This window comes from Streptomyces sp. NPDC102441 (assembly GCF_044765585.1).
Taxonomy (GTDB): Bacteria; Actinomycetota; Actinomycetes; order Streptomycetales; family Streptomycetaceae; genus Streptomyces.
In genome coordinates, this window is sequence record NZ_JBIWKH010000011.1 from 119,105 (window position 1) to 135,141 (window position 16,037).

Below are 16,037 nucleotides of genomic sequence, written 5' to 3' on the forward strand. Positions count from 1 at the left end.
GGGTGCCTTTCGTCGCGCGGGTGAGGGGCGGGCCGGTCGTGGTCAGGCGACCCGCACGCGTGCGCTCCTGGGGGTGATGTCGGTCCAGTTCAGCTCCACGTACTCCAGGCAGGCGCCGTGCCCGGCCGGGCCGAACACCTCGTCCCAGCCGGCCGGCACGGCGGCGAACGACGGCCACAGCGCGTGCTGTCCCTCGTCGTTGACCAGAACACGGTGCTGGGTCTGCGGGTCGTCGAACGGGTTCGTCATGAGAGATCTCCTTGTGCGGTGTGATGGGTGGCGCGCAGGGCGGCCGAGACGGTGGTGGCGATCTGTGCCCGCGCGGCGGGCGTCATCATCTGGGCGTGCGCGCACGCCACGTCGTGGTTCTCGATGTGTCCGTCGACGTACGGGTCCCAGAGGCCGTGCCCGAAGGTGTCGCGCGGGCGGCCCTCGGCAGCTGTGAAGAACAGGACCGGGCCGTGGAAAGTACGCGGAGTGTAGGTCCGCATCAGCCGGGCCTGACCGGAGAAGTTGTCCACCATCGCGTCGATGGTGGCCGGTTCCAGGGATCCGAGCGGACTGCCGGCGCGGCGGAACTCCTCCCTTACGGAAGCGGCTTCGACCTCGTCCGCCCCGGCCAGGGCCTCTTCGCCGACGCCCATGTTGGCCAGCAGCGCCCGGAACACGGTGTCGCGGCCCGCGCTGTCCAGGTCGTCCAGCGGGGCGAGGGGGAAGGCGTCCAGGATCGTCAGCAGGGCGACCTGCTCGCCCGCCTCCTGGAGCTGCACGGCCACCTCCTGGACTACGTTGCCGCCGAAGGACCAGCCGAAGAGGTGGTACGGCCCGTGCGGCTGGACACTCCGCAGCTCCGCCACGTATACGGCGGCCATCTCCTCGATGCTGTCGGGGAACGGCGCCGTGCCGTCCAGATTCGGCGTCTGCAGCCCGTACACCGGCTGGTCGTCGTCCAGATGCGGGAGCAGTCCGCCGTACGCCCATGCCAGGCCGCCCGCCGGGTGGACGCAGAACAGCGGTGGCCGGCTGCCGGTGGCGCGCAGCGGCAGGAGAGTCGCCAGCGGGTTGTCCTCGGCACCGTCGAGGAGCCGCTCCGCCAGTGCGGCGACGGTCGGGGCCTCGAAGAGGCTGCGGATGCTGACCTCCACACCGAGTGTGGTGCGGATACGGCCGATGAGCTGGGTGGCCAGGAGGGAGTGGCCGCCCAGCGCGAAGAAGCCGTCGTCGATCAGGACCTGTTCGCGGCCCAGTACCTCCGCGAACAGGGTGCAGAGCACGTCCTCGCGTGGATTGCGCGGGCTGCGCCCTGCGCCGGTGAGCGATGCGGCCGGCGAAGGGGCGGGCAGGGCCGCCCGGTCGAGCTTGCCGCTCGGCGAGAGCGGGATCCGGTCCACCACCTGCCATCCCGACGGCACCATGTACGCGGGCAGGTGAGCCGACACATGGTCCCGCAGTACGGGGAGCAGGCGTGCGGCGGCTGCGTCCTGAGCGTCCGTCTCGAGTCGTACGGCGGTCACCACGTAAGCCGCGAGCCGAGATCCCGCCGGGCCGTCCCCGTGGGACACCACCGCCGCCTGGGCGACGTCGGGGTGGGCTTCCAGGACGGCCGCGATCTCGTCCGGCTCGACCCGGAAGCCGCGTACCTTCACCTGGCTGTCGGCCCGCCCGGCGAACTCCAGCGCCCCGTCCGCCGCGCGCACGGCCCGGTCGCCGGTGCGGTACATCCGCGCTCCGGCCGGGCCGAACGGGTCGGGCAGGAAGGCACACGCGGTCTCGGCCGGGCGGCCGTGGTAGCCGAGCGCGGGGCTGTCACCGGCCAGGTACAGGTCGCCGGCCACCCCTACCGGCACCGGCCGCAGCCGGCCGTCGAGCAGATAGGCGCGGGTGCCGCCGACGGGCGTGCCGAGCACCGGGCGCGCGCAGTCCCGGATATCGGCGGTGAGAGTGTCGACCGTGGCCTCGGTCGGTCCGTAGAAGTTCCAGCTCCGCAAGCCCGGCTGATCACGCAGGGTGGTCCACAGAGCGGCCGGCACGGCCTCGCCACCGAGGACCAGGACGGCCGGACTGTGGGCGGGCGTACTGAACAGCCCCGCGTCCAGGAGCTGGCGGATGTGGGTGGGGGTGGATTCCAGAACGTCCAGACTCCGGGTGCGCACGGCGTCGGCCAGGGCCTCCGGGTCGCGCCTGGTGAGGTCGTCGAGCACATGGAGCGTGTGTCCGTCGATCATCCAGAGCACCGGGTCCCAGGCCGCGTCGAAGGACAGCGCCGCTGTCAGGGCGACCTGGAGCCGGGGCTTCCCGCTCGCCCGCACCGCCGGGCCGAAGACCTGGCGGCGATGGTGCTCCAGCAGCCGTGCCAGCGAGCCGTGCCCGACGAGCACTCCCTTGGGGCGGCCGGTGGAACCGGAGGTGTGCAGCAGGTAGGCGGGGCTCGTGGCACCCGGCCCGGCGGCCGGTCCGGAGCGAGCGACGCTGTCCAGCCGTGCGATCTGCGGGTCGTCGAGGTTCAGCCGGCGCCACTCGTCCGGAACGCGGGCCACGGTGGCGCCGGAGACGAGGACCCCGCTGGGGCGCGCGTCGGCCAGCACCGCGTCGATCCGGCCCGGCGGCAGGGAGTCGTCGACCGGGGCGTAGGCGCCCCCGGCCTTGAGTACGCCGAGCAGTGCAGCGATCGAGTCGACACTCCTCGGCAGCAGCACGGCCACCGGCTCACCGGCTCCGATGCCCGCCCTCCTGAGCAGCGCGGCGATCCGGTCGGAGCGGGCGTCGAGCTCCGCGAAGGAGACGCTGCCGTCCGGGGCCGTGACCGCGATGTCGCCGCTGCGCGCGGCGGCGACGGTCTCGGCGAACCGTCCCAGCACGCCGACCGGTTCCGACCCGGCTGCACCGCCGTCGCCGAGCGCCAGCAGCCTGCTGTGCTCCTCGGCGTCGATCAGCGGCAGGTCCGATATCCGGGTGCCGGGCTCGCGGACGGCGTGCGAGACGAGCCGGCCGAACCAGCCGGCGATCCGCTGGGCCGTTCCGGTGTCGAACAGGTCGCGGCTGAACTCCAGTACGCCATCGAGCGCCGTTCCCCCGCTCCCGGTGCCGGGCCGCTCGGTGAAGGAGAAGGAGAGGTCGAACTTCGCACCACCGGTGTCGACGCCCTGCACCTGGGCATGCAGCCCCGGCAGGTTCAGCTGGGGCGGGCGGTGGTTGTTGAGGCTGAGCATGACCTGGAACACCGGGTGCCTGACCAGTGAGCGGGTCGGCTGCACCGCCTCCACCAGCCGTTCGAAGGGCAGTTCCTGATGGGCGTACGCGGCCAGGTCGGTCTCGCGTACCCGGGCCAGCAGGGCGTCGAAGGAGTCCCCGGGGCGTACGGCGGTACGCAAGGGGAGCGTGTTCACGAAGAAGCCGATGAGCTGATCCAGCGCCTCGTCCGTCCGCCCGGCCACCGGTGTGCCGATGACGATGTCCGAGCCGCCGCCGATCCGGTGCAGCAGCCCGGCCAGCGCGGTGTGCAGCACCATGAAGGTGCTGGTGGCCGACGACCTCGCCAGCCGGGCCAGGCCCGCGGTGGTCTCCTCCGTGAGGCGCAGCGGTACCGTGCCGCCCCGGCCGCTCGACGTGGCCGCCCGGGGGCGGTCGGCGGGCAGCGGGGTCTCCTCCGGAGCGCCCGCCAGCTCGGCCTGCCAGTAGGCGAGTTGACCGGTGGCCAGCGAAGCGGGGTCGTCGGTGGAGCCCAGCAGACCGTTCTGCCAGAGTGTGTAGTCCGTGTACTGGACGGGCAACGGGGACCAGCTCGGGGCCCGGCCGGCCGTCCGCGCCGCGTACGCACCGGCCAGATCCTGCGCCAGCGGACCCAAAGACCATCCGTCAGCGGCTATGTGATGTGCCGTCACCAACAAGGTGTGCCGGTCCTCGGCGGTGCGGAACAGCGCGGTCCGTAGCGGTACCTCCCGCGCCAGGTCGAACGGGCCTGCCGCCGACTCCCGCAGCGCCGCGTCGAGTGCCGCGTCGCCCACCGGCGTGACCGGCAGCGGGATGCGCGCGTCGCCCGGCGACAGAACGGCCTGGTACGGATCCCCGTCGCCGGCCTTGATGAGTGTCCGCAGGCTCTCGTGCCGGGTCAGTACGTCGCCGATGGCTCGGTGCAGCGCACGGTGGTCCAGGCAGCCGCGCAGCCGCACGGCGAACGCGATGTGGTACGCGGCCGTCCCCGGGTCCAGTTGGTGCAGGAACCACAGGCGCTGCTGCGCCGGTGAGAGCGGCGGCCGGGCGGGCCGGGCAGCCGGGCGCAGGGCGGGCCTGGCCCGCCCTGCCTCGCCCAGCCGCCCGGCCAGAGAGGCGGGCGTGGTGGACTCGAAAAGGGCCCGCACGGGCAGCTCGACGCCGAACGCGGAGCGGATCCGGCCGATCAGCCGGGTCGCCAGCAGCGAGTGGCCCCCGAGTTCGAAGAAGTCGTCGTTGCGGGAGACCTGTTCGTGTCCCAGACTCTCCGCGAACAGGGCGCAGATGATCTCCTCAGGGGCGGAGCGCGGCGGATCGTCGTCCGTCGCCCCCGCGGCTGCCTCCTCCGTCAGGGGCAGGGCCGCGAAGTCCACCTTCCCGTGCGAGGTCAGCGGGAGCGCCGCGACCGGGACGACGGTGCCAGGCACCATGTGGGCCGGCAGACGGCCGGCGAGGAAAGTACGGAGCGCCCGGGCGCAGGGCTCGCGGCCGTCGGCGGCCACCACCCAGCCGATGAGCCGCCCCTCGCCCCCGGCACCGGCCCGCACGGCGACAGCCGACTGCGCGACGTCGGGATGGCCGGCCAGTACGGTCTCGATCTCGCCGGTCTCCACGCGGAAGCCCCGCACCTTGATCTGGCCGTCGGCCCGCCCCACGAACTCCAGCCGTCCTTCCTTGCGCCGCACCAGGTCACCGGTGCGGTACATCCGGGCGCCCGGTGCGCCGTACGGGTCGGGCAGGAAGCGGGCGGCGGTGGCGGCCGGCCGGTTCTCGTACCCACGGGCGACCCCGGGGCCCGACAGGTGCAGTTCGCCGGTGGCCCCCGGGGCGACCGGCTGGAGCCGGGCGTCGAGCACCCGGGCCCGGGTCCCGTTGACGGGGTGGCCCAGGTGCGGCCGGGAGCCGGGCATGACGCGGCCCATCACACTGTCGACAGTCGTCTCGGTGGGCCCGTAGAGGTTCCACACCGTGACATCGTTCAGCGTGGCCAGCTCCTGCCACAGCCCGTCGTTGAGCGCCTCGCCACCGAGAGCCAGGACCCGGGGACGAGGCCGCCCGGGGGCGAACAGCCCACAGGCGCGCAGCTGCTCCACGAAGGACGGGGTGGTCTCGACGACGTCGACCGCCCGCTCGTGCAGCAGCGCGGTGAGCGCCTCGGGGTCGCGGCGCGTCGCGTCGTCCACCAGGTGCAGCTCATGGCCCGCGATCATCCAGAGCAGCGGGTCCCACGACGCGTCGAACGTCATCGCCGCCGTGAGCGCGACCCGCAGCGGCAGACAGTTGTTGCCCGCCTCCGCGGGCTGCATCAGCCGCTCCTGGTGACCGGTCAGCAGGTTGGTCAGCGACCGGTGCTCCACGACGACGCCCTTGGGCGTTCCGGTGGAGCCGGAGGTGTAGAGCACATAGGCGGCGTCCCGGCCGCACGGCGGGGCCGGGAGCGTTCCCCCGGCGCCGCGCCACGGTGTCTCCCCGTCCAGGAGCAGGACGTCCGCCGTGTCGGGCAGCGACACTCGGGTCCCCGTTGTGGCCAGCACCAGGCGCGGGGCCGCCGTGTCCAGGATCAGCTGGTTGCGGGCGCGTGGGTGGGACGGGTCGACAGGGACGTACACCGCGCCGGCCCGCAGCACACCGAGCACGGCCACGATGTGCAGTGAGGTACGCGGCAGCGCCACCGCGACCCGGTCGCCCGCACCGATTCCGGCTTCCGTGAGCGCGGTGGCCAGCTGGTGGACGAGGCCGAGCAGTTCACCGAAGGTGAGTCGGCCGTCCGGCGCCACCACGGCAGTGCGGTCCGGCTGCGCGGCGGCTCGGATCTCCAGGGCGTCCACCACCGTCCAGTCGCCCTCGGGCGCGCCCGGGCGCGTCATGGACGCGCCGGTGAGCGGCTTGGCCGCGGGGCGGGGCAGCTCGTCCAGGCCGGCGGCACGCTGTTCCGGGGTGAGGAACCCAGCGTCGGCCACCGCACGGTCCGGATCGGCGAGGAGGGCGGCCAGCAGCCGGGAGAAGTGCTCGCAGAACCGCTCGGCCGTGCCCCGGTCGAAGAGGTCCTCGTCGAACTCCAGCTCACCGGAGATACCGGCCGGAGACCCCTGGTCGTCATGGTGCTCAGCCAGGTCCCAGGTCAGGTCGAACTTGGCGCCCGTCCGTCCCACGGAGGCCTCATGGGTGGCGGTCAGACCCGCGAGCGCGGGACGGGGCGGAGGGGTGTTGTTCAGGCTGAGCATCACCTGGAACAGCGGATGGCGCGACAGCGACCTGGCCGGGGCCAGCTCCTCCACGATCCGCTCGAAGGGGAGGTCCTGGTGGGCGTAGGCGGCCAGATCGTCCCGCGCCACCCGCCGTACCAGCTCTCGGAAGTCCGGCGCGCCGGAGGTGTCGGTCCGCAGCACGAGGGTGTTGACGAAGAAGCCGACCAGGTCGGTGAGGGCCTCGTCGGTCCGGCCCGCCACGGGGGTGCCGATGGCGATGTCGGTGCCCGCTCCGAGACGCGACATCAGGGCGGCCAGAGCTGCGTGCAGCACCATGAAGCCGCTGGCCCCGCACTCGCCGGCGAGCCCGACCAGCGCGCTGTGGTCCGCGGCGCCGATCCGCACCGGAACGCTGCCGCCGCGTCCTGAGGACCGCGTTGGACGCGGCCGGTCTGCGGGGAAGGAGGACTCCTCCGGCAGGCCGCCCAACGAGTCCGTCCAGTAAGTGAGCTGGCGTCCGGCAAGGCTGTCGGGTTCGGTGACGTCACCGAGCAGCCGTCGTTGCCACAGGGCGTAGTCGGCGTACTGCACCGGCAGAGCGCTCCACTGCGGTGCCCCTCCGGAGCGGCGCGCCCCGTAGGCAGCGGACAGGTCCTCCATCAGCGGCCCCATCGACCAGCCGTCCGCCGCGATGTGATGCAACGTCACGATCAGCAGATGCTCTTCGGGTCCTGCCGGGAACAGCTGGGCCCGCAGGGGAAGTTCGCGGCCCAGATCGAAGGGGGCAGGGTCCGGCCGTACCGGTTCGGCCGCCGCCATCACCCGCAGCGGCGGCCGCGCCGACGCCGTGGGCAGGATGTGCTGGCCGGGTCCGTCCGGGCCCTCGCTCACCACCGTACGCAGACTCTCGTGGCGCGCCACCAGGTCGGCCAGTGCGCACGCGAGCGCCTCCCGGTCGAGCTCGCCGCGCAGCCGCAGGGCGACCGGGAGATGGTACGAGGTGCCCGCATCGCCCAGCGTCTCCAGCAGCCAGAGCCGTTGCTGCCCGAAGGAGAGAGGCAGTCGGTCCGGGCGCGGCCGGACCGCCGCCAGGGCCGGGCGGGCCGGTGAGGCGTCGCCGAGCGCGGTCACCAGTCCGGCCGGGGTGGGAGAGGCGAACAGGGCGCGGATCGGCAGCTCCGCACCGAACTCGCCGCGAATCCGGCCGATCAGCCGCATCGCCAGCAGGGAGTGGCCGCCCAGCAGGAAGAAGTCGTCGTCCCGGCCCGCCCGAGTCAGACCCAGGCACTCCGCGAAGAGGGCGCACATGCGCGCCTCCTCGGGAGTGCGCGGCACACCCCCGTCGGAGGCCACGGGCCTCGCGTCCGGGAGACCTGCCAGGTCCAGCTTGCCGTTGGGGGTGACCGGGAGGCATGGCACCGTGGCCCAGGCGGCCGGCACCATGTGGCCGGGCAGCACCGCCGCGAGGGCGTCCCGTACCTCGGCGTGACCCGGTGCCGCGGCCATTGCGGGCGCGGTCACCAGATAGGCCGCCAGCCGGTCCGGCCCGTCCTGCGGAGAGGTCAGGGCGACCGCCGCGTCCGCCACGCCGGGCAGGGAGCGCAGGGCGGCCTCGATCTCGCCGGTCTCCACGCGGAAGCCCCGGACCTTGATCTGCCGGTCGCTACGGCCGAGGAACTCCAGCGTGCCGTCGTCGCCCCACCGTGCGAGGTCCCCGGTCCGGTACATCCGGCCGCCGGGTCGTCCGAACGGGTCCGGCATGAAGCGCTCCGCGGTCAGCCCCGGGCGGCCCGCGTAGCCGCGTGCCACACCCTCACCGGTGAGGTACAGCTCACCGACCCCGCCTTGGTGGAGCGGGTGCAGCGACGGGTCCAGGACGTACGCGCCCGCGCCCGCGACCGGCCGTCCGATGACCGGTGGTCCTGCGGTGATCCGGGCGGTGACCGCGTCGACGGTGGTCTCCGTCGGACCGTAGTAGTTGAAGACCAGCAGCCCGGGGCGGTCGGCCAGCTCGTCCCACAGGGCGTCGTCGACGGCCTCGCCGCCCAGAGCGATGACCGTGGGGCGGTGCCCCGGGCCGGCGAGCAGACCCGCCGTCAGCATCTGGCGCAGATAGGTGGGGGTCGTCTCGACGACGTCGATGCGCTGCCCGACGAGGAAGTCCACCAGCGCCTGCGGATCCCGGCGCACCTCTTCGTCGACGATGTGCAGCTCGTGGCCGCCGACCATCCACAGCACCGGGTCCCAGGAGGCGTCGAACGAGGTGGCCGCGCTCAGCGCGACCCGCAGCCGGCGGCCCAGGATCCCTACGGCCGGCCCGTGGGTCTCCTGCCGGTGGTGTTCGAGCAGATTGCTCAGGGAGCGGTGCTCGACCACGACGCCCTTGGGCCTGCCCGTGGAGCCGGAGGTGTAGATGACGTAGGCGGCGTCCTGAAGACCGGGCGGGACCGGTTCGCACCGCCGGGCTTCGGCTGCCGCCCCGGCCGGGTCCACCAGCGGCAGGGTGCCGTCGGGGTCCATCGTCCGGGCGGATCCCGACGTCGCGACCAGCACGGCAGGCCGGGAGTCCTCGATCATGAAGGCCAGCCGGTCGGCCGGGTAGGACGGGTCGAGGGGCAGATACGCGGCCCCCGTACGCATCACCGCGAGCATCGCCACCACGAGATCGGTGGACCGGGGCAGGCCGACAGCGACTCGGCTGTGGGGGCCGGCTCCCCGGGCGGCGAGAACCCCGGCGAGCACGTCGACCCGCCGGTCGAGTTCCTCGAACGTGAGGCGGGTGTCCGCGCAGACGACGGCCGTCCTGTCCGGGGTACTCCGGGCCTGCCTGGCGAGCTGCTCGGGCAGCGGGCAAAGACCGTCTTCGCCGTCTTCGCCGCGTTCGACGGAGAGCCGGGCGGCGCCCAGACCGAGGACGTGAAGGTGTTCGTCGTCGCCGACCAGGCGCAGCGAGCCGATCGTGCGGTACGGGTCGTCGATGAACGCGTCGACCACGCGGCAGAAGCGCGCATGGTGGTCCGCCAGCTCCTGTCGGGTGTACAGACCAGGGTTGCCGAGCAGGTCCACATGCATCCCGCCATCGGCGTAGGAGGCGTGGACGGCGACGGCCAGGTCCTCGACGGGGCCGATGGAGAGGTTGTGCAGTGTCGCGTGGCCGGCGCCGAAACGGAGGCCGTCGTCGAAGGCCAGGATGTTGACGGACGGACCGGTCAGCGGCGTCCGGCTCCCGGTCAGGCCGAGTTGGTGGCGCAGGCTCTCCGACGGGCGGCGCTGGTGCCGCAGGACATCGCGGGCCCCGGCAGAGGCACGCTTCGCCAGGTCGGCCACCCGGTCGGCGGGGGATATCGCGAGGCGCAGCGGCAGCACAGTGCTGAGCATCCCGGGGGTGGACCGGGCGACGGGGGTCCGCCGACCGGTGACCGGGAGTCCGAGGACGACCTCGCCGAGCCCCAGCCCCCGGTGCAGACAGACTCCCAGAGCCGCCATGAAGAACGTCGGCCAACCTGTTCCGGCACGCTTGGCGGCGGCTCGCAGCCGCGCCGCCTCGTCAGCCGTGAACTCCCGGCGCATCGACCGCGCTCCGTATCCGGGAGGTCCGCTCCTGTTCCCCAGACCGGTGGGCGTGGGGGCGTCGGCCAGGTGGTCCACCCAGAACTCGCGGTCCAGATCATGCTGTTGAGACGCTTTGTAGGCGTCCTCCTCGTCGAGGAGGGTGGCGAGCGATGCGACGGGCCGGACAGGCGGGACGGTGTTCGGCGCGTCGATGAGAGCGCTGTACACCTCGGCGATGCGGGCCAGCGCGAGCGCCGCCCCGTAGCCGTCGAGCGCCAGGTGGTGCACCTGCTGGTGAAAGAGATGGCGGGTTTCGGACAGGCGGTAGAGCGCCATCCGCACCAGCGGGCCTGCGGCGAGGTCCGCGGGCTCTGCCAGGCACTGTTCCATGCGCCGTACGGCTTCGGCATACGGGTCCTCGAATTCCGACAGGTCGACCAGGGGTACCTCGATACCGGCGTGCCGATGAACGACCTGGAAGGGAACTCCGTCCTGCTCGCCGAAGGTACTGCGCAGGGCTTCCATTTCGGACGTGGCGTGGCCGACGGCCGATCGCAGCACGTCCGGTTCCATTCGGCCGGGGATATCGGCGTACTCCGCGACGTTGTAGGACGGGTTCGCCGGATCGAGCCGCTGGGCGAACCAGAGTCCCCGCTGGGCGGCTGTCAGGCGCAGGGCGTCCGGCGGAGTCCCGTTGTGCGGTGCGTCGGTCACGCGATTTCACCTCGGTGGAAGACCTGCGGGAGCACGGCCGTGGTGGGCCGGTGCCGGAAGCAGGGCGGAACAGGACGAATGAGCCCGGTCGTGGGGGCGGTCTGTGTCACCGGGAGCTGTGGTGCGGCTCGGGGGCGGGTGATCGGGCCTGGCACCTTCGTACGTGCCCGCCCCGAGCGCGAGCCCGGGCCAGGCCGCGACCCCTGTGTCGCGATTGCGAACATCGTTCGTCAGTACACCCGCGCACGCCGGTGGCCTCCGATAAGCGGTTGGTCCCCAAATGGGCTCTCACACAAGTCGTTCGGAGTCGAACTGCTCCCGGATTGCCCATGTGACGCACATCACTGGGGGTGCGCCGGTTTTTGCACTTCGCTGCCGCGTACCGCCCAACTGGGCGATGAATTCGGGTCAGACACCCATCCGGGCGGCGCCCAGCACCGAACTACCCGCGTCAGGTCTTTCGTCTGCGCTCTCTGGAGAACCCATGAACCCAGTCCCCACTGCTCTGCGTTGGGCGGCCGCGTCCGCTGCCGCGGGTGCGCTGCTCCTGGTGGCGTCGCCCGGCGCCGGGGCGGCGACCACCCATCAGCCCTCGGCCCGGCAGGCGGAGTCCATACGGCCCGCCGGCGCGGACAGCCGGTCCGCCGCCGGGACCCACACACGGACCGATGCCGGATCGGCCGGACCGCTCAGTTCCTATCGAGGTGTCCAGGGCGGCAATCTCTGTCTCCTCGCGCGCTGCACGGTCGGAGATTCCGGGCCTGGGGGACATGCCGGGCCGAGTAACACCCAGGGATTCAATCTCTGCCTTCTCGCGGCCTGCACTGTCCGCCCCTGAACGCATTTCGCCGTGAGCCGTTCCGCTGCGCCTCCGGGCGCCGGAACGCCTCACGGCGGAGCCCTCGCTCAGGCTGCCGATCCACTTAACCGGGGTGTTGCGGTCGTAGGTGCAGGGCCCCACCCTCCGGCGATGTACACCAGGGCGTACAGAGGCCCCGCGTCCAGGCCGGTGCCCCGGTGAGCTCCAGCGCGAGCGGGAAGAGCGTGAGGGTCCGCCCGCCCGGCGGGTCTCGGTCAGCGCGAGAACGCGCTCACGACGCCGGGGGAGCCCGCCGCCACTCGTGGACGGGGGCAGGAGGGGTGCGGGAGGACATCGATGGGAATCCCCGCGCGCCTGTGGTGTTGAACCATGCGTGAGCCCTTCCATCGCATCGACCCGCATCTCCTTCCTCGACCGATCCCGCACGCGTGAGGGTCATGACGGCCCGCAGGCACTACGGGACACCGTCGCGCTGGCAGGCACCGCGGAGGCCCTCGGCTACCACCGCTTCTGGGTGTCCGAGCACCACGGCGTGCCCGGTGTGGCCGGCTCGGCGCCGACGGTGCTGGCCGCCGCCGTCGCCGCCGCGACCTCGACCATCAGGGTGGGCACCGGTGGCGTGATGCTCCCGAACCATCAGCCCTTCGTCGTGGCCGAGCAGTTCGGGGTGCTCGCCTCGCTCTTCCCCGGCCGGATCGACATGGGGCTCGGGCGTTCGGTCGGCTTCACCGACGGGATCCGCAGGGCCCTCGGCCGGGACAAGGAGGACGCCGACGCCTTCGCCACCCGGCTGGCCGAGCTCCTCGGATGGCTGGACGGCACTCAGCGGGCCCACCCCCAGGTCCACGCCCGTCCCGCCGAGGGGCTGCGCATCCCTCCCTACGTCCTGGCGACGGGCGAAGGCGCCGCCATCGCCGCGTCCGCCGGTCTGCCGCTGGTCGTCGGCGATCTCCGCGGCCGCGACAAGCTGATTCGGGCCGTCGAGGCCTATCGCAGTGGCTTCCGACCTTCCCCATGGGGTCAGGAGCCGTACGTGGTGGTGGCCGGCACCGTCGCGGTCGCCGGCACCGAGGAGGAGGCGCGGCGGCTGCTCGTCCCCGAAGCCTGGTCCATGGCGTACTCACGGACCCACGGAAGCTTCCCGCCGCTGGCACCGGCCGAGCGGATCGAGGGGCTGGCCATGACGGAGAAGGAGAGCGGGCTGTTCGAGAACGGACTGCGCGGACACCTGGCGGGTACGGAGGACATGGTTGCGGCCGGACTGGAACTGGTGATCAAGGAGACCGGTGCGGACGAGGTGCTGGTCACCACCAGCACGTACGACCGGGAGGCTCTGGTGGACTCGATGCGGCGTCTCGCGCGGATCGCGCGGCTCGGCTGAACGTCAGGCTCCGGAAGGGTGGCCGAACAAGAGGTCGTACCCCGGGGGGAGTTGCAGCAGTACACGCTGGAGCAGTTCCTCGCCGGAGGCCTCGGCCACCACGCTGAGCACGGCGCTCGTGTCCCAGGCCGCCGTCTCCTCGTTCGCGCCCTCGATCCAGGCGGAGACAGCACGCACGAAGCGCTCGGAGCTGAGCGGTTCGGCGGCCTGCAGAGGGTTGAGGAGGATGAGAGCGAAGGTCTCCGGCAGCCGGGCGGCCAGCTCGTTGCGCTCCTCGCCCACCAGATGGGCCCCCAGCAGGGCCAGCACCACGCGTGACGCCCGCTCGGCCTCCAGGCCCGATGGGTAATCGCCGCGTTCCTGGACGGCTTCCAGGAACGGCTGCCATCTCATGTACGTCACGGGTTCCCCTTCGCGGAGCGCGGGCGGAGAGCGGGGCGGGGGGAGGGGAAGCCCGTGCCCCGCCCTCCGCGCATCCACCGCATATGCCTACAATTCCGGTATTAACACCTCACACCGGCGACGGCAAGCGGAGCCCCGGTCCGCAGCCGCGGGAGCTGCGTCACCCGGGCTACTCCATGGGGTAGATGTCCCCGCTCGCCATGCCGCTGACCTGCACACTCCGGGATTCGAGCCGGTGCGCTTCGTCCTTCAGCCGCTGGCGTTCGGCGGGATCGGTGGCCTGCTCGGCGGCCTTCTCGAGATCCTCGGCCTGGCCGCGCATCTGCTGAAGACTGCCCCGTACGTCGTCTGACTCGCTCATGATCACTCCCTGGCGCTGGGCGGAGCGGACCGTTCCACCGAACCAGGCACCCGGGGGTGCGCGCATCTCAGCGGGGGTGCCGGAAGTGCGGAGTGACCGTGAGTGCGGTGCCCTACTCGAACCTGGACAGGTCTCCGGCTCCCCGGCGTACGACCTCCAGCTCGCCACCGGAGAAGTCGATGACGGTGGTCGGCTCCGTGCCGCAGTCGCCGGAGTCGAGCACGATGTCCACGACGTGGTCGAGGCGCTCCTTGATCTCCCAGCCCTGCGTCAGCGGCTCCTCCTCGTCCGGCAGGAGCAGCGTGCTGGACAGCAGCGGCTCGCCGAGCTCGGCCAGGAGTGCCTGCGTGACGGTGTGATCCGGGATCCGGACGCCGACGGTCTTCTTCTTGGGGTGCAACAGCTGCCGCGGCACCTCTTTGGTGGCGGGAAGGATGAAGGTGTAACTCCCGGGCGTCGCCGCCTTGATCGTGCGGAAGACGTCGTTGTCGACCTGGACGAACTGGCCGAGCTGCGCGAAGTTCTGGCACACCAGGGTGAAGTGGTGGCGGTCGTCGAGGTTCCGGATCGACCTGATGCGGTCGATCCCGTCGCGGCTGCCGAGCTGGCAGCCCAGGGCGTAACAGGAATCGGTGGGATACGCGACGAGGGCGCCGGACCGGATGCTCTCGGCCACGTTGGTGATGGTGCGGCGCTGGGGGTTCTCGGGGTGCACATCGAAGTACTTGGCCATTCGGCGAGTCTACGGCCTCGGGGCATCCACGTTCCGGTTACGGCGTGCGAGGTGCGGGGCGGCCGGGCGCCTTGTGGCAAGCCCTTGGAAAGCACCGCGCCCTGCCGCCCCTCGGAAGGGGTGGCAGGGCGCGGAGCGGCCGACGGGCCGTCAGGCTCCGGAAGCGTCCAGCATGGCCGCGCGCTCGACGACCTTGATGCGCTCACGGCCCTGTTCGGCGCCGAGCGCCTGCTCGTGGGCGTCCAGGCGGTACCAGCCCTCCTTGGTGGTGTACCGGATGCCGCGCTGCTCCAGGAAGTCGACGATCGCGTCCGGACCCGGCTGCGTGGGGGCGGGCAGCCGCCCTGCGGCGTGGTCCTCCAGCAGGCAGGCGACGGTCTCGTTGGCGTCGCCCTTGGTGTGCCCGATCAGGCCGATCGGACCGCGCTTGATCCACCCGGTGACGTACACCGAGGGCATCGGCTCGTCGCCGGCCAGTACACGGCCGGCCGCGTGCGGCACGGTGCCGGAGACCACGTCGAAGGGCAGCTTCGGGAGCTCCTCCGAGTAGTAACCGACCGCGCGGTAGACGCTCTGCACGTCCCAGTCCGTGTGGCGGCCCGTGCCCTTGACGTTGCCCGTGCCGTCCAGCTCCGTGCGCTCGGTGCGCAGACCGACGACGCGGCCGTCCTCGCCGACGACCTCCACGGGGGACTCGAAGAAGTGCAGGAACAGCTTGTGGGGGCGGTCGCCCACGTCCCGGATCGCCCAGTTCTCCAGCGTGGAGGCGACCATGTTGGCCTGCTTGTTCTCCCGTCGGGTGGCGATCGAACCCTCGTCGTAGTCGATGTCCTCGGGGTTGACGATGACCTCGATGTTCGGCGAGTGGTCCAGCTCGCGCAGCTCCATCGGGCTGAACTTCGCCTGCGCCGGCCCGCGCCGTCCGAAGACGTGCACCTCGAGCGCCTTGTTCGCCTTGAGCCCGTCGTGGACGTTCGCGGGGATCTCGGTCGGGAGCAGCTCGTCCGCCGTCTTCGCGAGGATGCGCGCGACGTCCAGGGCCACGTTGCCGACGCCGAGCACGGCGACCTTCTCGGCCTCCAGCGGCCAGGTGCGCGGGACCTCCGGGTGCCCGTCGTACCAGGCGACGAATTCGGCGGCACCGTAGGAGCCCTCGAGCTCGATCCCGGGTATGTCGAGGGCGCGGTCGGCGTCGGCGCCGGTGGAGAAGATCACGGCGTCGTAGAAGGACCGCAGGTCGTCCAGGCCGATGTCGTCGGGGTAGTCGATGTTGCCGAACAGCCGCAGTTGCGGCTTGTCCAGGACCTGGTGCAGCGCCTTGACGATGCCCTTGATCCGCGGGTGGTCCGGAGCCACGCCGTAACGGATCAGACCGAAGGGAGCCGGCATGCGCTCGAACAGGTCGATCAATACGCCCGGCTCCTGGGCGGCCTCGGACTTGAGAAGCGCGTCCGCTGCGTAGATTCCGGCAGGACCGGCTCCGACGATGGCGACGCGGACGGGGCGTGTCATGGAGTGTTGTTCCTTAGGGCGGACGAGCACGGGCAGAGTGCAGCGGGGTAAGGCTTGGCTTACTCCGCTGCCCCCACGGTACGGCCTGCGCCAGGAAGCCCCCGGGGCGGGGCGAGTGCATATATCGGAAATAAAGGTACGTATGGGTATGAAGAGACCCTGAT

At 72.0% G+C, this 16,037-nt stretch carries 7 protein-coding genes; 1 reads left to right on the forward strand and 6 read right to left on the reverse strand.

What is annotated here, in order from left to right; translation table 11 throughout:
• Nucleotides 1–42: 42 nt before the first annotated feature.
• Entirely contained in the window at nucleotides 43–249 is a 207-nt protein-coding gene (locus ACIREO_RS24400) for an MbtH family protein (protein ID WP_404113736.1), read from the reverse strand.
• Nucleotides 246–10,664, reverse strand: a complete 10,419-nt coding sequence (locus ACIREO_RS24405) for an amino acid adenylation domain-containing protein (protein ID WP_404113738.1) — start codon at nucleotides 10,662–10,664, stop codon at nucleotides 246–248. The genes ACIREO_RS24400 and ACIREO_RS24405 overlap by 4 nt, the downstream gene beginning before the upstream one ends.
• A gap of 1,193 nt (nucleotides 10,665–11,857) precedes the next feature.
• Here ACIREO_RS24405 and ACIREO_RS24410 point away from each other — a divergent pair.
• Nucleotides 11,858–12,865, forward strand: a complete 1,008-nt coding sequence (locus ACIREO_RS24410) for an MsnO8 family LLM class oxidoreductase (protein ID WP_404113740.1) — start codon at nucleotides 11,858–11,860, stop codon at nucleotides 12,863–12,865.
• Nucleotides 12,866–12,868: 3 nt separating this feature from the next.
• On the opposite strand, the gene ACIREO_RS24415 is transcribed toward ACIREO_RS24410, so the two are convergent.
• The 4 genes from ACIREO_RS24415 to ACIREO_RS24430 form a co-directional block, all read right to left on the reverse strand.
• Nucleotides 12,869–13,258 (reverse strand): DUF2267 domain-containing protein, encoded by a 390-nt coding sequence (locus ACIREO_RS24415; protein WP_404114067.1) that lies wholly within the window; start codon nucleotides 13,256–13,258, stop codon nucleotides 12,869–12,871.
• A 178-nt stretch (nucleotides 13,259–13,436) separates the two neighbouring features.
• On the reverse strand, nucleotides 13,437–13,628 hold the full coding sequence (locus ACIREO_RS24420; RefSeq protein ID WP_404113742.1) for a DUF6381 family protein: 192 nt from the start codon (nucleotides 13,626–13,628) through the stop codon (nucleotides 13,437–13,439).
• A gap of 112 nt (nucleotides 13,629–13,740) precedes the next feature.
• Nucleotides 13,741–14,361, reverse strand: coding sequence for an L-threonylcarbamoyladenylate synthase (locus tag ACIREO_RS24425; protein ID WP_404113743.1), 621 nt, complete (start codon nucleotides 14,359–14,361; stop codon nucleotides 13,741–13,743).
• 150 nt (nucleotides 14,362–14,511) lie between these two features.
• Nucleotides 14,512–15,873, reverse strand: a complete 1,362-nt coding sequence (locus tag ACIREO_RS24430; protein ID WP_404113745.1) for an FAD-dependent oxidoreductase — start codon at nucleotides 15,871–15,873, stop codon at nucleotides 14,512–14,514.
• Between the last annotated feature and the right edge of the window lie 164 nt (nucleotides 15,874–16,037).